Below are 18,984 nucleotides of genomic sequence, written 5' to 3' on the forward strand. Positions count from 1 at the left end.
CGACATGAATCAACGAGTCAGCACGGAACGTATCGAGCATTGGATTGGCGGCGCGAATGTGGCGTCGGACGAAGCAGAGCAACGCTTCGGCGAAGTGACGAATCCGGCCACCGGTGAAGTGATCCGGCAGGTCGCACTGGGCGGCGCGACCGACGTGGCGCGTGCCGTGGCCGCTGCGCGTGCGGCACTGCCCGGCTGGCGCGCGACGCCGCCGATGAAGCGTGCCCGCGTGATGATGAAGTACCGCGAGCTGCTCGACGTCAATCGCGAAGCCATCGTGCAACTGATTACGCAAGAGCACGGCAAGACACTCGACGACGCCCGTGGCGAAGTGACCCGTGGCGTGGAGGTAGTGGAGTTCGCGATCGGCATTCCGCATCTGCTCAAGGGCGAGATCGCGCCGCAGGTGGGCACGGGTGTCGATACGTATTCGATCCATCAGCCCGTGGGCGTCTGCGCGGGTATCACGCCGTTCAACTTCCCCGCGATGGTGCCGTTGTGGATGTTCCCGATGGCGATTGCGTGCGGTAACACGTTCGTGCTGAAGCCGTCCGAGAAGGTGCCGTCGGCGGCGTTGCTGCTCGCGCGTTTGGCGAAAGAAGCCGGGCTGCCGGACGGCGTGCTCAACGTGGTGAACGGCGACAAGGCTGCGGTGGACGCGCTGCTCACGCATCCGGACGTGAACGCGGTGTCGTTCGTCGGCTCGACGCCGATTGCGCAGTACATCTACAGCACGGCATCGGCACACGGCAAGCGCGTGCAGGCATTGGGCGGTGCGAAGAATCACGGCGTGGTGATGCCCGACGCCGATCTCGATTTCACCGTCGACGCGCTGATCGGTGCGGCCTACGGCTCGGCGGGCGAGCGCTGCATGGCGATTTCCGTCGCAGTTGCGGTGGGCGACGTGGCGGACAAGCTGGTCGCGCGGCTGGCCAACGTGGCGAGCACGTTGCCCGTTGGCGACGGTACCGACCCCATCGCGCAGATGGGGCCGCTGATCACGCGTGCGCATTGCGACAAGGTGCGCGGCTTTGTCGATGCGGGTGTCGATGAAGGGGCAAAACTTGTGGTCGACGGCCGTGGGCTCAAGGTCGCACAGCGCGACGATGGTTTCTTCATCGGGCCGTGCCTGTTCGACCATGTGACGCCGGAGATGTCGATCTACCGCAACGAGATTTTCGGGCCGGTGCTTTCGGTGGTCCGTGTCGAGACGCTGGAAGAGGCGATTGCGTTGATCAACCGCAACCCGTATGCGAACGGCACGGCAGTCTTCACGACCTCGGGCGGCGCCGCGCGGCGCTTTGAAGACGAGATCGAAGTCGGCATGGTCGGCGTGAACGTGCCGATTCCGGTGCCGGTGTCGTACTTCTCGTTCGGCGGCTGGCGTAATTCGCTGTTCGGCGACCAGCATATCTACGGGCCGGAGTCGGTGCGCTTTTACACGCGCTCGAAGGTGGTGACGCGTCGCTGGTCGGAAGGACGTCCCGCCAACGCCACGTCGTCGCTGGTCATGCCGACGCTGGGGCAATAGCGGAAGCAGGCTACCCGTCGTCTGCAAAGAAAAGCCGAGTGCGAACACTGTTTCGCACGCGGCTTTTTCGTCGAGAGACATTGCGTGGCTAGCCGATCGTTAAGCGGTCCACACGAACGTCTGCGGATCAATCGAACAGCGCCAGCGCACGGAACTCGATACTCGCGCGTGGTGGCACCGGGGCCCGCGCGTGCAGATCGTCAAACGCTCCGTGAGGCACGAACCGCGTCGGTTCGCTCGAATCGTAGCCGACGAACAGCAGCATTTCTTCCGGCTGCATGTCGCTCACGTAGTGCCATCGTTGGGTGTCTCGATGCTGCACCTCGTAGACCTGCCCTTTGCGTCCTCCCGCCTGCTGGATGTCGACCGGGTGAAGATCCTCCGGGGTGATGGAGCGTGTGTCGCACAGCGCGAGCGGATTGTCGCGTAGCGGGCCAATCAACGGATGCCATGCGTTGTAGATCGCAAAGTGCGTAGGCAACGATATGTCTGGTGCGAAATCTGCGAGCACCTCCGCCGCCCGGCGCGGGCCCGATACGGCGGTGTAATCACAGTGTGCGCGGTGGTCAGCCTTGCGCTTGACGACTTCGCCGCTTTCATCGCGCTCGAGCGGCATGCCGGTCTCTCCTTCTCCCGCACCGCGTACCGTGAAGTCGAAAACAATGACGCGCTTGGCGCCAGTGGCCGCGCTAATGGTCTTGGCGACACCGTTGAGTGCGCTGACGTCAATGTCGTTGGGCATCATGCAAGCGGTGACCGTGGGGGTGTGGAGAAATACGGCGAAGCCTTCGCGGTCGAGCGATGGGGGCAGCGGCAGCGACCGCACATCGTGTACGCGGACCGTGCGCGGCACTGTCGCCGTCGCGTTTTCGTCTTGCGCGGGAACGAACAGCAATGTGCCGGACGTACCGCCTGCGGTCTCACTCATCGGCGCCGCGCTCATGCCGGCCCCGGGCCGAAGTAGAGTGCGCCGAGCTTGTTGCCGTCGGGGTCGCGGAAGTAGGCGGCATAGAGACCGGGAACGCAGTCGCGCTCACCCGGTTCGCCCTCGCATGTCGCGAGTTCGGTCGCCATTGCGGCGTCGTAGATATCGTCCACCTGATCGGGGCTGTCGGCGGCCAGCGCCACCATCACGCCGTTGCCGTGTGAGGCGGGTGCCCCGTTGTGCGGCTTCATCAACATGAGTCCGGCGCTCGGGCCAGCGCCGGCACGATAGCCGAGAGCATGGTCATCGTCGTGCACGATGGTCGCGCCTAAGGGCGTGAGGATGGCGTCGTAGAACGTTTTCGAACGGGCCAGATCGCTTGAGCCGAGCGTCGTGTAGAGAATCATCGTTGTGTCCTTTGATCGCCTGAGAAGGAGTGTCCCCGCCCGCATCGGAAGTGCGGGGCAGAGGAAATTCAGTCTACTGAGCGGACACAACGCTGTGCGGCAGGGAATTCCTAAAGACCTATAGGAAATACGCTTGGTTTACCTGCTTTTCGTCGGCGGCGATTAACGTACCGGCGCGATCTCGATGCCTTCGTCGGTCAGGAAGCTGCGAATCCGTTGGGCGAATTCGAGCGCGTGATCGCCGTCACCGTGCAGGCAGACCGTTTGCGCATTGATCGGCACCAGCGTGCCGTCGATGGCGCGCACGCGTTGATCGCGCACCATCATCAGCGTTTGCGCCAGCGCATCGTCTTCACGTTCGATCAACGCCCCGGGCGTGCCGCGTTTGACGAGCGAGCCGTCGGCGTTATAGCCTCGGTCGGCGAAGACTTCTTCCACGGCATGCATACCGGCGGCGCTGGCGGCTTTCACCAGTTGGCCCCCCGCCAGCCCGAACACCGCGAGATCGGTGTCGAACGCGCGGATCGCCTCGACGATCGTCTCGGCGAGCGCCGGATCGCGCGCGGCTTGGTTATACAGCGCGCCGTGCGGCTTCACGTGCGAGAGCCAGCCACCTTGCGCGCGCACCATCGCTGCGAGGGCGCCGATCTGATACAGCATGCCGGCGCGAATCTCATCGAGAGGCAGTTGCATTTCGGTGCGGCCGAAGTTCTCGCGATCGGGAAAGCTCGGGTGCGCACCGATGGCGACACCATTGGCGAGCGCCCAGCGCACCACCTGTTGCATGGTGCCGGCGTCGCCCGCGTGCCAGCCGCAGGCAACGTTGGCCGAACTGACCAGGGCGAGCAACGGCTCGTCGTAATCGCAACCTTCGCCAAGGTCGACGTTGAGGTCGATTTTCATTGTGGGGTTCTCCTGCGGGGATGCGCAAATGCGGGGGTGGGCGTCAGCGCTTGCGGGTGATGGCCGGGCGGCGTGGCGTGTCCAAAATGCCGCGATCATGCCACGCAAGGGCGCGCTCGATTTGCGCAAGGTAACGCAATTGTTCGCGCCACGCTTCACGTGCCTCGGCTTGCGTGCACTCCGAGAAATACAGGGTGCTGCCCAGCCGGGCTTGCCCCAGACGCCAAAGGTCGGCGCTGATGACCGTGCCGATTTTGGGATATCCCCCGGTGGTCTGCGCGTCGGCCAGCAGAATGATCGGCTGCCCCGACGGTGGCACCTGAATCACGCCGGGCAACACCCCGTGCGAGGGCAGGTCATTCGCACGGTTCTTCTTACGCGAAAGCGCCTCCGGTCCGGCCAGCCGATAGCCCATGCGATTGCTGTTGGGCGTGACTTGCCAAGGGTTCTCCCAGAACGTCTTGTGCGTGGCTGCGGTGAAGTCGTCGTACTCGGGGCCCGGCAACACGCGCACGCGATGTGCGAGCGGGTCGGACAGCCACAGCGGTGGACGTACCCCCAACGGCGCGACGTTGCGTGTGTCGGCGCTTGCGTGGCCCTTGCCGCCCTCGCCGCCTTTGCCGATACCCAGCCGATCGCCGTCACGCAACGCGCGGCCTTCATGGCCGCCGAAACCGGCGGCCAGATCCGTGCTGCATGAGCCCAGCGCCACCGGCACGTCGATGCCACCAGCCACTGCGAGGTAAGTCCGCATGCCGAAACGCGAGGGGCGCAATGTGAGCGTTTGTCCGCGCGCGACGGGAAAACGCCACCATGACCAGACGGGCACGCCATCGAGATCGGCATGGCAGTCGGCACCGGTGAGGGCGACGACGGTGGCCGACGAGAAGCGCAGCGCACAGGTTCCCATCGTGATTTCGAGGGTGGCGGCGTTCAGCTCGTTGCCGGTGAGGCGGTTGGCGACGATGCAGGCCAACGGGTCGATGGCGCCGCCGCTGGCGACGCCGAATTCACGCTGTCCGGTACGGCCCAGATCCTGAACCGTGGTGAGCAGGCCGGCACGTAGGATGTCGATCACAGGTCGAGGCTCGCGATAGTGAAGCGCACGCGATCGCCCGGCGCCAGCAAGGCGGGCGGGGTCGCGGCGGGGTCGAACAGGGCGCTGGCGGTATGGCCGATGATCTGCCAGCCCCCGGGCGAAGTGAGTGGGTACACACCGGTCTGGCTGCCGCCGATGCCGACCGAGCCAGCGGGCACGGCTAACCGGGGTTCGGCGCGACGCGGCATGGCAATCGATTCGTCGAGGCCGCCCAGATACGGGAAGCCCGGCTGAAAGCCGAGGAAGTACACGATGTATTCGGGTGCCGTATGGCGTTGCACGACGGTCTTGGGTTGCAGCCGGGCGTGCTTGGCGACGTCGTGCAGATCGGGGCCGTGTTCGCCGCCGTAATGCACGGGAATCTCAATGTCGCGGCCGACTTCACCCACGGGCGGTTGGGTTTGCCATGCCTCGCGCAGGCGCTCGCCGAGCGCTTCCTGATCGGTCGCGAGCGGGTCGAACAGCAGCGTCAGGTTGTTCATGCCCGGCACGACTTCTCGCACGTCGGGCCAATCGCGCGCCAGCGCAGCCACATGCCAGACACGGCGTTGGGCGCCCAGACTGGGGGCGGTGCCGGGTTCGCAAACGAGGGCGCTGTCGCCGAGCGGCAGGATCTTGAGCGTCGTCATGAATTAGCGGGTGGTGCCGTGAGGGCGTTCGGAGGGGGCGAGCGTGCCGCCCGCGCTATAAGTGGCCGATTCGGTCACGATGGCGTCGAGCGCAAGGTCATGGGCTTCGGCGACGAGGCTGGCGACTTCGAGCGCGTCGTAGGCGATGCCGAGCGTCTGAGGCCGAGGGGCGAGCGCGTGCAGGGTGCGATCGTAGAAGCCGCCGCCGTAGCCCAGACGCAGGCCGTCGCGTGTGAAACCGACGCACGGTACGAGCAGCAGGTCGGGCACCAGCACTTCGGTGTCCTGCGGCACGGGAATCCGGTAGCGGCCTTCGGTCATGGGGGTGTCGGGCGTCCAGCGGTGGAATACCAGCGGCGTGGCCGGGGCGGTGACGACGGGCAGGGCAGCAAGGCGGGGGAGAGATGCCGCGGCCGAATCTGCCGCGTCTGAGGCCGGGGCCAATTCGCCAAGCCACGCACTGACGACGCCCCGCGCATCGAATTCGCTCTGAATCGGCCAGTAGAAACCGATGCAGCGCGGCGCGCGCCGGGCGATTTCGTCGGCGAGCCGGCGGGCAAGTGCGGCATCGAGCGTGTCGCGCCCGGCGAGCGCCTCGCGTGTGGCCAGCAGCGAACGGCGCAGCTCCCTTTTCTGGTGGGCGTCGGCCGCCGTTTGGGCGATGTCCCGTGCTATGCTTGAATCCACTTTTTACCCGACGCTCCCCCGAAGATGTCCGAACGTTTGTCCCGAGTATATCGCGCCGCCGCGCTTGCCCTGAGCGCCGCTGCGCTTGTTGCGTGCAGCACCACGCAAGCGACCGGCCGCCCCAAGGCGCAACCGGCCGCGAGCCGCTCGGCACCTTCCGCCACTTCTGCCGACGCGCTCTCGCAGCGCTCGCCGGACGACATCTTCACGGCGTTGCGCGAGGCCGCCCGCAACAACGACGCGCCCCGTGCCACGGCACTCGCGGCGATGCTCACCGACTACGACGTGCCGTCGTACGTCCAGTACTTCCAGATCAAGCCGCGCATGTTCGATCGTTCGGGCAAGGCGCTGCTGGATACCCCTGACGACGAGATCAAGGCCTTCTTGCGGACGTATGACGGTCAGGCCATTGCCGATCGCATGCGCAACGACTGGCTGCTGGTGCTGGGCAAGCGCCACGACTGGCAGACGTTCGACGCGGAATATCCGAAGTTCGCGCTCGACGACGACACGCAGGTCAAGTGCTATGCACTGATGTCGCGTGCCGCCCGTGGCGAGAACGTGACGCAGGCCGCCACCGATCTGCTGACTTCGCCGAAGTACTACGGCGAAGGTTGCATCGATATGATCAACACGCTGGCGGCGAACGGGCAGTTGCCGCGCAAGGAAGTCTGGCATCAGGTTCGTCTGGCCTACGAGGAGAACTACACCTCGCTCGGCAAGCAGATCGCCGATGCGCTCGGCGCCGTGCGCCCGGATGACAGCCTGCTCGAGATGGCCGCCACCCGCCCGACACAGATACTCGCCCGTGGCGTGGATGGCTCCGAGCAATCGCGTCAACTCGCCTTGCTGGCGACCGTGCGCATGGCCCGCTCCGATGCTGGGCTGGCCGCAAGCAGCTTTGCGGGCGTGGCGGGCAGCTTGTCGCAGGACGAGCGCGCGATCGGCTGGGGCGCAATCGGCATGCGCGGTGCGCTGTCGCAGAACCCGATGGCGATCAGTTGGTATCGTCAGGCCGGGACGGCCAAGCTCTCGAACACCGCGCAGGAATGGAAGATTCGCGCCGCATTGCGCGCCGGTGACTGGAATCTGGTGCGCACGGGCATCGAAGTGATGCCGGCTTCGCTGCGCGACGATGGCGTGTGGACGTACTGGTACGGTCGCGCGCTGCGCGAAGCGGGTCAGGGCGATGCCGCGCGCGCGCAATTCCAGAAGATTGCAATGCAGCCGAATTTCTACGGCCAACTGGCGAACGAAGAACTGGGCAACAAGACGCTGGTGCCGCCGCGCACCACCGTCACGCAAGCCGAGGTGGATGCCAACCGCACGAACGCGGGCTTCCAGCGCGCGGCCAAGTTCTATGCGATGGGGCTGCGTTTCGAAGGCAATCGCGAGTGGAACTGGGAACTGCGCAACATGACGGATCGTCAGTTGCTCGCCGCCGCCCAGTACGCCAAGAACATCGAACTGTTCGATCGCACCGTCAATACCGCCGATCGTACGAAGGTCGAGCACGACTTCACGCTGCGCTATCTGATGCCGTTCCGCGATGTGCTGGAGCGCAACGCCGCAGCGGTCGATCTGGATGAAGCGTGGGCCTATGGTCTGATCCGTCAGGAATCGCGGTTCATCATCGATGCGCGCTCGTCGGCGGGCGCCGGTGGTCTGATGCAGATCATGCCGGCCACGGCCAAGATGGTCGCCAAGAAGATCGGCATGGACTACGAGCCGGGCATGATGCACGACATCAACGTCAACATTCGTCTTGGCACGAGCTATCTGTCGTCGATCTACAACCAGTTCGACGGCTCGGCCGTGCTGGCATCGGCCGGCTATAACGCTGGCCCGGGACGCCCGCGTACGTGGCGTTCCACGCTCGATCGGCCGGTGGAAGGCGCGATCTTCGCCGAGACGATCCCGTTCAACGAAACGCGGGCTTACGTCGAGAACGTGCTGTCGAACACCAATTACTACTCGGCCCTGATTACGGGGCGTCCGCAATCGCTCAAGGAGCGGCTCGGCGTAATCCTGCCCCAGTGACGGATCAGGGGCGCGGGCCGCGCGCCCAAGGTCATGACTCGGAGGTGACGCATGCGCTATAACGTTTGTGTCGTCGGTGGCACCGGCTTCATCGGTGGTCATCTGGTTGCCCGATTGGTGTCGTCGGGGCATGCCGTGCGCCTGCCGACACGGCGCGTCGAAGCCGCCAAGGCGCTCGGCGTACTGCCGGGCGTGGAACTCGTCGAATGCGATGTGCATGATCCGCGCGCCCTTGAGCGCGTGATCGCCGGCAGCGACGCCGTGATCAACCTCGTCGGGGTGCTTCACAGCGATCGCGGCACGCCTTACGGCAAAGCCTTCGCCCGGGCGCATGTGGAACTGCCCCGCAAGATCGCGCAGGCATGCAGCGATCGCGGCATCGACCGCTTGTTGCACATGAGCGCCCTCGGTGCTGACTCGAATGGCCCGAGCATGTACCAGCGCTCGAAGGGCGATGGCGAGAAGGCGATTCGCGAGACCGGTATTCCGGTCACGATCTTCCGCCCGTCGGTCGTCTTCGGCCCGGGCGATAACTTCCTCAATACGTTTGCCCGTTTGCAACGCCGCTTGCCGGTGGTGCCGCTCGCCAGTGCCAAGGCGCGCTTTCAACCGATCTATGTGATCGACGTGGCGCAGGCGTTCGTGGCGGCGCTCGATAACGATGCCACGTTCGGCAAGACCTACGAGTTGGGTGGGCCGCAGGTGTACACGCTGGAAGAACTGGTGCGTTTTGCCGGTGCCGTGTGTGGCTGCGAACGGCCGATTTTGCCGCTCACCGATGGCGCCGCCCGATTGCAGGCCACGTTCTTCGAGAAGTTGCCCGGTGACCCGATCATCACGCGCGACAATCTCGATTCGATGCGTGTCGATAACGTCATGACCGGCCCGCTGGCGCCAGAACTCGACCTCACGCCCAATGGTCTCGAGATCGCCGTCGACTATCTCGATGGCGACAACTGGGAGCGGCGGCTGTCGGATTACCGGCGCTACGCCGGGCGTTGATCGACGGATCGGCTGATTCGGCTACGGGTTCTGCGGCAACCTCGCTATGACCGCTTTGATTCCCGCTATCGCGTGCGCATCGTGCGTGCGCAAGGAAAGTTCTCATGCAACTGATCGTCGCCAATAAGCGATATTCCTCGTGGTCGATGCGGCCATGGGTTTTGCTCAAGCACTTTGGTATCGCGTTCGAAGAGTGCAACGTCTGGCTCGCACAGCCCGATTCGCGCGAACAGATTCTGCGCTACTCGCCGACCGGCAAGGTCCCGTGTCTCATCGACAACGGCATCACTGTGTGGGACTCGCTGGCGATTTGCGAGTACCTCGCTGAGAGCTATCCGCACGTGCCGTTGTGGCCGTCGTCGCGCGAAGCCCGTGCCCATGCGCGCAGTGTCTGCGCCGAGATGCACAGCGGCTTTGGCGGGCTGCGCAGCAGCATGTTCATGAACATTGGCGCGCATTGGCCGGGGGCGGCGGCAACGCCTGAGGCGCTCGCCGACATCCGTCGCGTCGAGGCGATCTGGGAAGACTGTCTCGCGCGTCATGGCGGCCCGTTTCTGTTTGGTGAATTCACCATCGCCGACGCGTTCTACGCCCCGGTGGTGATGCGCTTCGCGACGTTCGAACCGGCCCTCTCGGCCGTGGCTCAGGCTTACGCCGACCGCATTCGCGAAGTTCCCGCCGTGCAGGCATGGGTGGCGGCGGCCAAGGCCGAGACGATTCGCGTCGACTATTACGAAGTGCGTCCATGAAGATTTATGCAGTCGGCGGCGCCATTCGCGACGCCATGTTGGGTCTGCCGGTCAAAGACCGCGATTACGTCGTGGTGGGGGCTACGCCCGAGGAGATGGTCCGGCTGGGGTACAAGCCGGTCGGTCGAGACTTCCCTGTTTTCCTCCATCCGAAGACACGCGCCGAGTACGCACTCGCGCGTACCGAGCGCAAGACCGCGCGCGGTTATCACGGCTTCTCGTTCTACTTCGCGCCGGAAGTCACGCTCGAAGAAGACCTGATCCGCCGTGACTTCACAATCAACGCGATGGCGCGCGAGGTGTTGCCCGACGACAGTCTGTCGGACACGCTGGTCGATCCGTACGGTGGCGAGCGCGATCTGAAGGCACGGCTGTTTCGTCACGTCGGCGTGGCGTTTGCGGAAGACCCGGTCCGGATTCTGCGCTGCGCCCGCTTTGCGGCGCGCTTCACCGACTTCTCGGTCGCAGACGAGACACTCGATCTGATGCGCGAAATGACCGCCAACGGGGAAGTCGATGCGTTGGTGGCAGAGCGGGTCTGGCAGGAGTTATCTCGCGGGTTGATGGAGAACCGGCCGTCGCGCATGTTCGAAGTCTTGCGTGAGTCGGGGGCGCTGGAGCGCATCCTGCCTGAGTTGGCCCGGCTGTGGGGCGTGCCGCAGCGCGCCGACTATCACCCCGAAGTGGATACGGGCGTGCACGTGATGATGGTGCTCGACTTCGCTGCCGCGCAGGGATATTCGCTGCCGGTGCGCTTTGCCGCGCTCACGCACGATCTCGGCAAGGGCACCACGCCGGACGACGTGCTGCCGCGTCACATCGGACACGAAGGCCGCAGCGTCGATCTGCTGGGCCCGTTGTGTGCACGTCTGCGGGTGCCGGTCGAATGCCGCGAGCTCGCGCAGGTAGTCGCGCGCGAGCACGGCAACATTCATGCGAGCGGGAAGTTCGGGGCGTCGGCGCTGGTGCGCCTGCTCGAGCGTTGCGACGCGCTGCGCAAGCCCGAGCGCTTTGGCGAGATTCTGCAAGCGTGCGAAGCGGATGCCCGTGGCCGGGGCGGCGATTTTCCGAAGGCACAGTACGTGCAGCGAGACCGTCTGATGGCGGCGCTCGCGGCCGCTCGGTCGGTCGATGCGGGCGCCGTCGCGGGGCAGTTTGCCGACAATCCGGGGAAGATTCGCGAGGCGGTTCAGGCCGCACGAATCGAAGCCGTCGAGGCCGCCGGACTTGGCGCAGCGCAGGACGCCTGAGCGTCACAAATTCTGCAAGAACGTATCTTCCAGCGATTCCGGCGATTCCAGCGGGGGCGGCAACGCCCGCCCTGCGGCCTTGATCCGTTCGAATTCAATCGACACGCTGTAGCTTCGGTTTTCGCGATCGAAGGTGAGCCCTTTCTGACGACTGAGGGTTCTTTGCATCCCGGCGTTCTCCGCCATCGTGTCGCAGCGATGCCGCTCCGAATAACCCTTGAGACGCCGCTTTGACTGCGTGTGCCGCATGATCGACGGCGGCAGCAGTTCATCGCTCTTGTCGAAAGGGAAGTGGTGAAACACGGCATCGTCGTCGAATGCTCCCGCACGCAATCGCGTGTGAATCGATTCGAAACTACTCGCTTCCTTGAACATCGCCTTGCAGTTGGTGAGGCTGAACATGCCGCAGTCGACCGAACTCTGTTGCATTCGGGTTTCGAGGATCAACAGCGCGCGATCGGGCCAATCGTGCCCGGCGGGAGCGTGCCGTGTCATCGCCTGACACAAACGGAAGGCAAGCCTTGAGCCGCCCTCATCATTCATCGAACCCGACTCGACGAGAAGCACGGAAGGCTGACCGTCACGAATGGCCAGATCGAAGGCGGCGAAATGGATGCCGTCGGGCCCCATGTTGACGATGCCCTGCTCGCGGCCCTCCACGTCCGGCAAGCGGCATCGCTGCAACAGGTAGGTCACCAACTCGTCGGGGGACCGGTGCTGCGATAACCGCATGCCGGGCTGATGGGTGGCTTCGGACTCGATCAGCATCGGGAGAAACTTCGCGTCGGCCTGCGCCATGCTCGGACATTGCTTCTGGGCCGAGAGAAAGGCGACGGAAAAATTGTAATAACCGCGCAATGTCCGGGGCAGTGAATAGCGCATCGAAGTCGCGGCATCGACGTTTCGCATGGCGCGCATTTCGGCGACTGGCTCGCCTGTGGGGAACGCCGTGATGGCGCGAGCCGCGATGGTCGATGCGTCTGAAACGCCGGCCGGGACTGAATAGCTTCGGGTGCGAGACCAACTGGATAAAGGGTGCATGAGCGTCGGGGGAAAGAAAAAAGCCGCCATGATGGCGGCTTCCTCCTCTCGCTCGCTTTGCTACTCAAGTTGCGGATTTCGGCATTTCGTCCAATCCGCACTTGCCAACAACATCACCCGCAGCGATTACTCGAACGCCTGATCGTTCGGGTTCGCGTAGAGCTGCTTGAGCTGTTCGCTCATCGGGAAGTTGAAGTTGATGTTCTTCGGCGGCACCGGCGATTCGAACCACTTCTTGTACATCGCGTTGATCTCGCCGCTCTTCATCACGCCCGAGAGTGTGTCGTCGACGAGCTTCTTAAACACCGTGTCGCCGTGTTTCATCATGAACCCGTAGGCTTCAAACGACTGCGGCGTGCCGGTCACGATCCAGTCGTCGGGGTTTCGGCCCATGGTGCGGGCGCCCGCGAGCAGCACGTCGTCCATCATGAAGCCCTGAACGCGACCGCCTTGCAGCATGATGAACGACTCGCCGTAATCCTTACCCGCGATCACGCTCATGTTCATCTTCTTGTCGTTGTTCATCTTGTTGAGGATGCGCTCCGACGTGGTGCCCGCGTTGGTCACGACAGCCTTGCCGGCGAGATCCGGGAAGTCTTTGACGCCCGAATTCTTGTTCACCAGCAGGCGCGTGCCGGCGACGAAGAAGGTGTCCGAGAAGTTGACCTGTGCCTGACGTGCCTTCAGGTTGGTGGTCACGCCGCACTCGATGTCGACCGTGCCGTTCTGCACGAGCGCAATGCGGTTCTGCGACGTCACGGGAATGAAGCGCACTTGCAGATCGGGCTTCTTGAGCTTGGCCTTCACCGCGTCGACGACTTTGTTGCAGAGGTCCTGCGAGTAGCCGATGACGTTGTGATTGTTGTCGTAGTACGAAAACGGAATCGACGACTCACGATGGCCGATCGAAATCACCCCGCTGGTCTCGATCTTTTGCAGCGTCTCCGATGTGCTCTGCGCTTGTGCTGTGCCCGCGGCGGTACCGATCGACATCGCCACGCCCAGCATCACCCCGGTCAATCGCACCTTGGTCTGCATCTTGATCATGTCCTGCTCCTGAAAAGGTCTCACCGTGATTCACGACTGAATCATTTGTTTCATGGTAATTTTTTTGCAACAAATGATCAAATGCTTGTTAACCCTAGATGGAATGGGGTTAAGCGGGCATAGGCGGGTGCAGGCGAGCAGGACGACACGCGCAGGCGTGCGCACCCTGATACAGCGGGTGTTGCGAGGATTCAGAGCGGCGGGGAAATCGGTCGAATGCGGCTGCAACACGTGTTGCAGCCGGGCCGACGGTCAAAGCAGGCGAATCAGCAGATTGAAGACGAGCGAGAGCACGACGGTCGAAGCGAACGGGAAGACCATCTCCCGGTCGCGCCAGCGGAACCGCAAGTCGCCCGGCAGGCGGCCGATGCCGAGCTTCGACAGCCAGGGTGAGGCTGCCGAGAGGATGCAGACCGCGATGAAGATCGTGAACATCCAGCGAAACATCGGCGGGGCCTTGTCAGGAGAGAAGTGCGGTCAGAGGGCGTGACTGCGGTCGCTGGTCGCAAAGCCGATGAGACCGGCCCATTCGTCCATGCCGCGTCCGAAGGCGATCACCTTGAAGAGCTCGCCCATTTCCGCTTCCGACAGGAGTTTCTGGGCGGCATTGGCCGCAGGCAAGAACGTTGCCGGGTCGGTCGGGTCGAGCGCGCTCATCAGGTCGACGATGCCGGCATTCATCAGGAATCGCGCCTGCGAGGTGAAACCCAGCAGATCGAGACCGGCTTCCACGCCCGCATCGGCGATGCCCGAGAATTCCACGTGCGCGGTGATGTCCTGCAAACCGGGGTAATAGAACGGATCGTCGTGTGCGTGATGGCGGTAGTGGCACATTAGCGTGCCCTGCGCGCGTTGCGGATGGTAATACTCGCGCGCCGGGAAGCCGTAATCGATGAGCAGCAGCACGCCACGGGCGAGCAGCGGCGCCACACTGCGCACAAAGGCCGACGCGGCTTCGTGCGTTTCCGTCAGGTATTCCTGCGTGGGCGGCAGGTCGTCGAGCGCGGCCAGCGCCTCGGGCACCGGGCCGTCGTGCAGACGTTCTTCCCACGCAAAGCCGTCCGCCGTCATCGTGACGCCGCGTTCGAACCAGACTGGCTGGCCGTCGGCATCCGGGCGGCGCGCCCACAGGCGCACGGGCATGGCGTCGAGCACTTCGTTGCCGAGCATTACGCCCTTGAAAGCGTCCGGCAGAAAGTCGAGCCAGGTCACCTTGTCGAGCAGGTGCGGGGCGAGCCGTTCGATCGTGGCGCGCTGGCGGGCCCGGAGCTCACCGGAGAGCTCCATGATCGAATAGCGCTCGCAGGGCGTGCCTTGCGCGTCGAGCGCGAGCAGCAGGTCGGCGGCGAGCCGTCCCGAGCCGGCACCGAACTCCAGCACCTCGGCGTCGCCCGTCTGTTCGACGATTTCGCCGATCTGACGGGCGATGGTTCCGGCGAAGAACGGGGTGAGTTCCGGCGCGGTGACAAAGTCGCTGCCATCGGCGGCCAGACGCCCGAATTTGGCGGCACCGGCGGCGTAATAGCCGAGCCCGGGCGCGTACAGGGCCAGTTCCATGAAGCGATCGAACGGCAGCCAGCCGCCGGCCGCGTCGATCGCGTCGGCGAGATGGGCCGTGAGGCGGCGCGAGTGTTCGAGCGCGTCGGCCTCTGGAACGGGTAAACTATGGGGTTTCGGTGCGGCCTGATTCATGCCGGCATTGTAACGGAGTCGGCGCAGACTATCTGCCGTGCCGTGTCATCTGGCGCGAGACCCCGTAAACAGGCGATTTGCCGCCGGTTTGCACCCTGTTCGCCCGCTTCATGGGGCGCTCCGAACCGTTGCCGGACAAGGCGCTTCGCAGAATGCCACCGGACACGGGGGCCTGCGGTTGGCCCCGAACGCGCCCGAATAACCCTGATTTCCCGGCCCCCTGACAGGAAACCGACGCATGACCGTTGCACCCACGCCACGCTCCACGCCCGCCGCCAGCGACGCCAACGCCCGCACGCCTGCCGTGCCGCGCGTAGCGCTCGTCACGGGCGGCGCGCGCCGTATCGGCCGCGCCATTGCGCTGCGGCTCGCCGGCATGGGGTGGGATGTGGCCGTGCACTACGAGCGCTCGCACGACGAGGCGCTTGAAACGGTCGCGGCCATCGAGGCGCTGGGCCGCCGTGCCGTCGCCTTACAGGCTTCGCTGGCCGACGAAGACGCCACGGCGGGCCTGATCGCCCGGTGCACGGACGCGCTGGGCGTGCCGAGCTGTCTGGTCAATAACGCCTCGCGCTTCGAGTACGATAGCGCCGCAGATTTCAGCTATAAAGCCCTTGAGCGCCACATGCGCGTGAACGCGGGGGCGCCGCTGGTGCTGGCGCGCGAGATGTACACGGCATTGGGCGAGACGGGACGTGGCGTGATCGTCAATCTGCTCGACCAGAAGCTGGCGAATCCGAACCCCGATTACCTGTCGTACACGTTGTCGAAGGCGGCGCTCGACGTCGCCACCACGTTGCTGGCGCAGGCGTTTGCGCCCCGCCTTCGCGTGGTGGGTGTGGCGCCGGGGGTGACGCTGCTGTCTGTGGATCAGACCCCGGCGGGTTTTGCCGCCGCGCATGCCGCCACGCCGTTGGGGGCATCGTCGACGCCGGAGGACATCGCGCAGGCGGTGGCGTATCTGGCAGACGCACCGGCGGTGACCGGCACCGTACTGTATGTCGATGGCGGCCAGCATCTCGCCGCCTCGTCGCGGGACGTAAAATTTCTGACCGAGCCGGCCGACGCCGACCGGTCTCGTTGATTGTCATTACGAGTTTTCAAAATGCATAGCGCTCTTTCCCACCCTCGCCTGATGGACTGCCGTCGCATGTTCCTGCGCGACTATGAAGTGTTCATCAACATCGGCGTTCACGATCACGAGAAGCGTGGCGAGCAGCGCGTGCTGATCAACGTGCAGTTGTTCGTGCCGCTGGCCGACAGCACCCCCGTGGCCGACAAGCTCGACGAAGTGGTCGACTACGACTTCATGCGCGAGACCATCGCCAAGCGCGTGGGACAAGGCCACATCCATTTGCAGGAAACCCTTTGCGACGACGTGGCGGAAGCCCTGCTGGCCCACCCGCGCGTGCGTGCCGTGGGCGTGTCGACCGAGAAGCCCGATGTCTACCCCGATTGCCACTCGGTGGGTATCGAGGTGTTCAAGATGAAGGGTGCCTGAGATGAGTGCCGTGATTTCCGAGACCGGTGCCACCTCGGCCGCGACCGGTAATGTTGCCGTCGATAGCGTCAAGAAGGCCCAGAAGCTCGCGTTCGAGAACAACAAGCTCGAGAAGCGGCTGTTCCGTCTGACGGGGCAGGCCATCGGCGACTACAACATGATCGAGCAGGGCGATCGCGTGATGGTGTGCATGTCCGGCGGCAAGGACAGCTACGCCATGCTCGACATTCTGCTCAAGCTGCGCGAGCGCGCGCCGATCGACTTCTCCATCGTCGCGGTGAACCTCGATCAGAAGCAGCCGGGTTTCCCGGAGCATGTGCTGCCCGATTATTTCCGCGCCATCGGCGTGGATTTCCATATCGAGAATCAGGACACGTACTCCATCGTCAAACGCGTGGTGCCCGAGGGCAAGACCACGTGTTCGCTGTGTTCGCGTCTGCGCCGGGGCATTTTGTACCGCGTGGCGGGCGAACTCGGGGCGACGAAGATTGCGCTGGGCCATCATCGCGACGACATCATCGAGACGCTGTTCCTGAACATGTTCTACGGCGGCAAGCTCAAGGGCATGCCGCCCAAGCTGCAATCGGATGACGGCAAGAACGTGGTGATTCGTCCGCTCGCGTACGTGCGCGAGTCGGATCTGGAACGTTATGCCGAGTACAAGCAGTTCCCGATCATTCCGTGCACGCTGTGCGGCAGCCAGCCGAACCTGAAGCGTGGCGAAATGAAGGCGTTGATTCGCCAATGGGAAAAGCAGCATCCGGGCCGCATCAAGTCGATTTTCAGCTCGCTGTCGAACGTGATTCCGTCGCATTTGATGGACGCGGGCATTCACGACTTCAAGAATCTGCGCGCGACGGGGCAACCCGATCCGCTCGGCGATACGGCATTCGATGAAGTGCCGTGCGGCGACGAAAGCGATGCCGGGATCATCCGCATCGCCCAGTTCGACGACTGAGCGCCGAGCTGCCCGACCGGCAAGTCGGCAACTACGCCAAGCCACCGTGCGCATCGTGAACTCCGGTGCGCACGATAAGCATTCCACGAAAAGCACCTCTCTTTTTACGAGTCGTCATCTCGCCATGAATATTGTGATTCTCGCGGCCGGCATGGGTAAGCGCATGCGCTCCCGGCTGCCCAAGGTACTGCAACCGCTGGCGGGCCGCCCGCTGCTCTCGCACGTGATCGCGACGGCGCGTACGCTCTCGCCGGGCAAACTGATCGTCGTGATCGGCCATGGTGGCGAAGCGGTGCGCGACGCGGTCGCTGCCGACGACGTGTGTTTCGCCGAGCAGGCGCAACAACTGGGCACCGGCCACGCCGTGCAGCAAGCGGTGGCGCTGCTCGACGAATCGGTGCCGACGCTGGTGCTTTACGGTGACGTGCCGCTCACGCGTGCCGAGACCCTGCAGGGACTGCTCGATGCTGCCGGCAACGACAAGCTCGGCGTGCTGACGGTCGATCTGGACAACCCGGCCGGGTATGGCCGGATCGTGCGCGACGCCGCGGGCAATGTGCTGCGCATCGTGGAGCAGAAGGACGCCAACGAAGCCGAGCGCGCGATCCGCGAGATCAACACCGGCATTCTCGTCGCGCCCACGCGCCACCTGAAGGGCTGGCTGGCCGGCTTGAAGAACCAGAACGCACAGGGCGAGTACTACCTTACCGACGTCATCGCCTGTGCGGTGGCCGATGCCGTGCCGGTCGTGACCACGCAGCCGGCGTTCGCGTGGGAGCCCAACGGCGTGAACGACAAGGCGCAGCTCGCAGAACTGGAGCGCGACTATCAACGCAACGCGGCGGGGGCCTTGCTGGCGGCGGGGGTCACGCTCATCGATCCGAATCGATTCGATCTGCGCGGCGAGATCGAGTGCGGTACCGACGTGTCGATCGACGTGAACTGTGTGTTCGAAGGCAAGGTCGTGATCGGTGACGGCGCGACGATCGGCCCGAACTGCGTGATTCGCGACACGACCATCGGCGCGGGTACCAGCATCGAGGCGTTCAGCCATCTCGACGGCGCCGTGGTGGGTGCCGATGCGCATATCGGGCCGTATGCCCGTCTGCGTCCGGGAGCCGATCTTGCCGACGATGTGCATATCGGCAACTTCGTCGAAGTGAAGAACGCTACGCTCGCCAAGGGCTCGAAGGCGAATCATCTGGCTTATGTGGGCGATTCGACCGTCGGCGCGCGAGTGAATATCGGCGCGGGCACCATCACTTGCAATTACGACGGTGCGAACAAGCATCGCACGGTGATCGAGGACGACGTCTTCATCGGTTCCGACTCGCAACTGGTGGCACCCGTGACGGTCCGTCGCGGCACGACCATCGCCGCGGGGACGACGGTGTGGAAAGACACGCCGGAAAATGCGCTGGTGCTCAATGGCAAGACGCAGGTGGCGAAAGACGGTTACGTCCGCCCGCGCAAGCAGAAGCAGTAAAATCGGCGGTTATGTGCTGGCGCGCAGGGCAGGAGCG

At 64.3% G+C, this 18,984-nt stretch carries 19 protein-coding genes; 9 read left to right on the plus strand and 10 right to left on the minus strand.

Annotation, left to right across the window (positions count from 1 at the left end):
* The first annotated feature begins 4 nt into the window (after positions 1-4).
* Complete coding sequence (locus tag PIN31009_RS02040; RefSeq protein WP_058380023.1) at positions 5-1,531, plus strand: CoA-acylating methylmalonate-semialdehyde dehydrogenase; 1,527 nt, start codon at positions 5-7, stop codon at positions 1,529-1,531.
* 127 nt (positions 1,532-1,658) lie between these two features.
* Here the strand turns inward: PIN31009_RS02040 and PIN31009_RS02045 are convergent, their stop codons facing one another.
* The 6 genes from PIN31009_RS02045 to PIN31009_RS02070 form a co-directional block, all read right to left on the minus strand.
* Positions 1,659-2,459: a CmcJ/NvfI family oxidoreductase gene (locus tag PIN31009_RS02045; RefSeq protein WP_150789138.1), complete on the minus strand. Its 801-nt coding sequence runs from the start codon at positions 2,457-2,459 to the stop codon at positions 1,659-1,661.
* Positions 2,460-2,470: 11 nt separating this feature from the next.
* Positions 2,471-2,863 carry a VOC family protein gene (locus tag PIN31009_RS02050; RefSeq protein WP_150789139.1) on the minus strand — a complete coding sequence of 131 codons (393 nt, stop codon included), beginning with the start codon at positions 2,861-2,863 and terminating at the stop codon, positions 2,471-2,473.
* Between the two features lie 162 nt (positions 2,864-3,025).
* Positions 3,026-3,766, minus strand: a complete 741-nt coding sequence (gene pxpA, locus PIN31009_RS02055) for a 5-oxoprolinase subunit PxpA (protein WP_150682800.1) — start codon at positions 3,764-3,766, stop codon at positions 3,026-3,028.
* Positions 3,767-3,809: 43 nt separating this feature from the next.
* Complete coding sequence (locus tag PIN31009_RS02060; RefSeq protein WP_150789140.1) at positions 3,810-4,844, minus strand: 5-oxoprolinase subunit C family protein; 1,035 nt, start codon at positions 4,842-4,844, stop codon at positions 3,810-3,812.
* Positions 4,841-5,494 carry a 5-oxoprolinase subunit PxpB gene (gene pxpB, locus PIN31009_RS02065; RefSeq protein WP_150789141.1) on the minus strand — a complete coding sequence of 218 codons (654 nt, stop codon included), beginning with the start codon at positions 5,492-5,494 and terminating at the stop codon, positions 4,841-4,843. Before pxpB ends, PIN31009_RS02060 begins: the two co-directional genes overlap by 4 nt.
* 3 nt (positions 5,495-5,497) lie before the next feature.
* Complete coding sequence (locus tag PIN31009_RS02070) at positions 5,498-6,181, minus strand: 5-formyltetrahydrofolate cyclo-ligase (RefSeq protein ID WP_246185477.1); 684 nt, start codon at positions 6,179-6,181, stop codon at positions 5,498-5,500.
* A gap of 24 nt (positions 6,182-6,205) precedes the next feature.
* Between PIN31009_RS02070 and PIN31009_RS02075 the strand changes: the two genes are divergently transcribed.
* From PIN31009_RS02075 to PIN31009_RS02090, 4 genes are all read left to right on the plus strand, one after another.
* Complete coding sequence (locus PIN31009_RS02075; protein WP_150789142.1) at positions 6,206-8,221, plus strand: lytic transglycosylase domain-containing protein; 2,016 nt, start codon at positions 6,206-6,208, stop codon at positions 8,219-8,221.
* Between the two features lie 51 nt (positions 8,222-8,272).
* The gene (locus tag PIN31009_RS02080) at positions 8,273-9,223 is read left to right on the plus strand and encodes a complex I NDUFA9 subunit family protein (protein WP_150682804.1); all 951 of its coding nucleotides are present in this window, start codon (positions 8,273-8,275) and stop codon (positions 9,221-9,223) included.
* A 104-nt stretch (positions 9,224-9,327) separates the two neighbouring features.
* Positions 9,328-9,972 (plus strand): glutathione S-transferase family protein, encoded by a 645-nt coding sequence (locus PIN31009_RS02085; RefSeq protein WP_150789143.1) that lies wholly within the window; start codon positions 9,328-9,330, stop codon positions 9,970-9,972.
* Complete coding sequence (locus PIN31009_RS02090) at positions 9,969-11,222, plus strand: multifunctional CCA addition/repair protein (RefSeq protein ID WP_150789144.1); 1,254 nt, start codon at positions 9,969-9,971, stop codon at positions 11,220-11,222. The genes PIN31009_RS02085 and PIN31009_RS02090 overlap by 4 nt, the downstream gene beginning before the upstream one ends.
* Positions 11,223-11,225: 3 nt before the next feature.
* Here PIN31009_RS02090 and PIN31009_RS02095 read toward each other — a convergent pair whose 3' ends face one another.
* The 4 genes from PIN31009_RS02095 to PIN31009_RS02110 all read right to left on the minus strand — a co-directional run bounded on the left by PIN31009_RS02095 (position 11,226) and on the right by PIN31009_RS02110 (position 15,002).
* The gene (locus PIN31009_RS02095) at positions 11,226-12,131 is read right to left on the minus strand and encodes a YopJ family acetyltransferase (RefSeq protein WP_174996893.1); all 906 of its coding nucleotides are present in this window, start codon (positions 12,129-12,131) and stop codon (positions 11,226-11,228) included.
* A 258-nt stretch (positions 12,132-12,389) separates the two neighbouring features.
* Positions 12,390-13,301 (minus strand): glutamate/aspartate ABC transporter substrate-binding protein, encoded by a 912-nt coding sequence (locus PIN31009_RS02100; RefSeq protein ID WP_150789618.1) that lies wholly within the window; start codon positions 13,299-13,301, stop codon positions 12,390-12,392.
* Between the two features lie 261 nt (positions 13,302-13,562).
* Positions 13,563-13,757 (minus strand): DUF2905 domain-containing protein, encoded by a 195-nt coding sequence (locus PIN31009_RS02105; RefSeq protein ID WP_058376905.1) that lies wholly within the window; start codon positions 13,755-13,757, stop codon positions 13,563-13,565.
* Between the two features lie 30 nt (positions 13,758-13,787).
* Positions 13,788-15,002, minus strand: coding sequence for a class I SAM-dependent methyltransferase (locus PIN31009_RS02110; protein WP_150789146.1), 1,215 nt, complete (start codon positions 15,000-15,002; stop codon positions 13,788-13,790).
* 238 nt (positions 15,003-15,240) lie between these two features.
* Between PIN31009_RS02110 and PIN31009_RS02115 the strand changes: the two genes are divergently transcribed.
* The 4 genes from PIN31009_RS02115 to glmU all read left to right on the plus strand — a co-directional run bounded on the left by PIN31009_RS02115 (position 15,241) and on the right by glmU (position 18,947).
* Positions 15,241-16,086: an SDR family oxidoreductase gene (locus PIN31009_RS02115; protein ID WP_246185478.1), complete on the plus strand. Its 846-nt coding sequence runs from the start codon at positions 15,241-15,243 to the stop codon at positions 16,084-16,086.
* Between the two features lie 21 nt (positions 16,087-16,107).
* Positions 16,108-16,503 carry a dihydroneopterin aldolase gene (locus PIN31009_RS02120; protein ID WP_087690214.1) on the plus strand — a complete coding sequence of 132 codons (396 nt, stop codon included), beginning with the start codon at positions 16,108-16,110 and terminating at the stop codon, positions 16,501-16,503.
* 1 nt (position 16,504) lies between these two features.
* Positions 16,505-17,461, plus strand: coding sequence for a tRNA 2-thiocytidine(32) synthetase TtcA (gene ttcA / locus PIN31009_RS02125; protein ID WP_150682809.1), 957 nt, complete (start codon positions 16,505-16,507; stop codon positions 17,459-17,461).
* A 124-nt stretch (positions 17,462-17,585) separates the two neighbouring features.
* Positions 17,586-18,947: a bifunctional UDP-N-acetylglucosamine diphosphorylase/glucosamine-1-phosphate N-acetyltransferase GlmU gene (glmU, locus tag PIN31009_RS02130; RefSeq protein ID WP_150789147.1), complete on the plus strand. Its 1,362-nt coding sequence runs from the start codon at positions 17,586-17,588 to the stop codon at positions 18,945-18,947.
* The last annotated feature ends 37 nt before the right edge of the window (positions 18,948-18,984 follow it).

The organism is Pandoraea iniqua (genome assembly GCF_902459685.1).
GTDB classification, from domain to species: domain Bacteria; phylum Pseudomonadota; class Gammaproteobacteria; order Burkholderiales; family Burkholderiaceae; genus Pandoraea; species Pandoraea iniqua.

Coding starts and splice junctions, on each gene's coding strand:
- PIN31009_RS02040 (WP_058380023.1), top strand. CDS start 5: ATGAATCAACGAGTCAGCACGGAACGTATCGAGCATTGGATTGGCGGC.
- PIN31009_RS02045 (WP_150789138.1), bottom strand. CDS start 2,459: ATGAGTGAGACCGCAGGCGGTACGTCCGGCACATTGCTGTTCGTTCCC.
- PIN31009_RS02050 (WP_150789139.1), bottom strand. CDS start 2,863: ATGATTCTCTACACGACGCTCGGCTCAAGCGATCTGGCCCGTTCGAAA.
- pxpA (WP_150682800.1), bottom strand. CDS start 3,766: ATGAAAATCGACCTCAACGTCGACCTTGGCGAAGGTTGCGATTACGAC.
- pxpB (WP_150789141.1), bottom strand. CDS start 5,494: ATGACGACGCTCAAGATCCTGCCGCTCGGCGACAGCGCCCTCGTTTGC.
- PIN31009_RS02075 (WP_150789142.1), top strand. CDS start 6,206: ATGTCCGAACGTTTGTCCCGAGTATATCGCGCCGCCGCGCTTGCCCTG.
- PIN31009_RS02080 (WP_150682804.1), top strand. CDS start 8,273: ATGCGCTATAACGTTTGTGTCGTCGGTGGCACCGGCTTCATCGGTGGT.
- PIN31009_RS02085 (WP_150789143.1), top strand. CDS start 9,328: ATGCAACTGATCGTCGCCAATAAGCGATATTCCTCGTGGTCGATGCGG.
- PIN31009_RS02090 (WP_150789144.1), top strand. CDS start 9,969: ATGAAGATTTATGCAGTCGGCGGCGCCATTCGCGACGCCATGTTGGGT.
- PIN31009_RS02095 (WP_174996893.1), bottom strand. CDS start 12,131: ATGCGAAACGTCGATGCCGCGACTTCGATGCGCTATTCACTGCCCCGG.
- PIN31009_RS02100 (WP_150789618.1), bottom strand. CDS start 13,301: ATGCAGACCAAGGTGCGATTGACCGGGGTGATGCTGGGCGTGGCGATG.
- PIN31009_RS02105 (WP_058376905.1), bottom strand. CDS start 13,757: ATGTTTCGCTGGATGTTCACGATCTTCATCGCGGTCTGCATCCTCTCG.
- PIN31009_RS02110 (WP_150789146.1), bottom strand. CDS start 15,002: ATGAATCAGGCCGCACCGAAACCCCATAGTTTACCCGTTCCAGAGGCC.
- PIN31009_RS02115 (WP_246185478.1), top strand. CDS start 15,241: ATGACCGTTGCACCCACGCCACGCTCCACGCCCGCCGCCAGCGACGCC.
- PIN31009_RS02120 (WP_087690214.1), top strand. CDS start 16,108: ATGCATAGCGCTCTTTCCCACCCTCGCCTGATGGACTGCCGTCGCATG.
- ttcA (WP_150682809.1), top strand. CDS start 16,505: ATGAGTGCCGTGATTTCCGAGACCGGTGCCACCTCGGCCGCGACCGGT.
- glmU (WP_150789147.1), top strand. CDS start 17,586: ATGAATATTGTGATTCTCGCGGCCGGCATGGGTAAGCGCATGCGCTCC.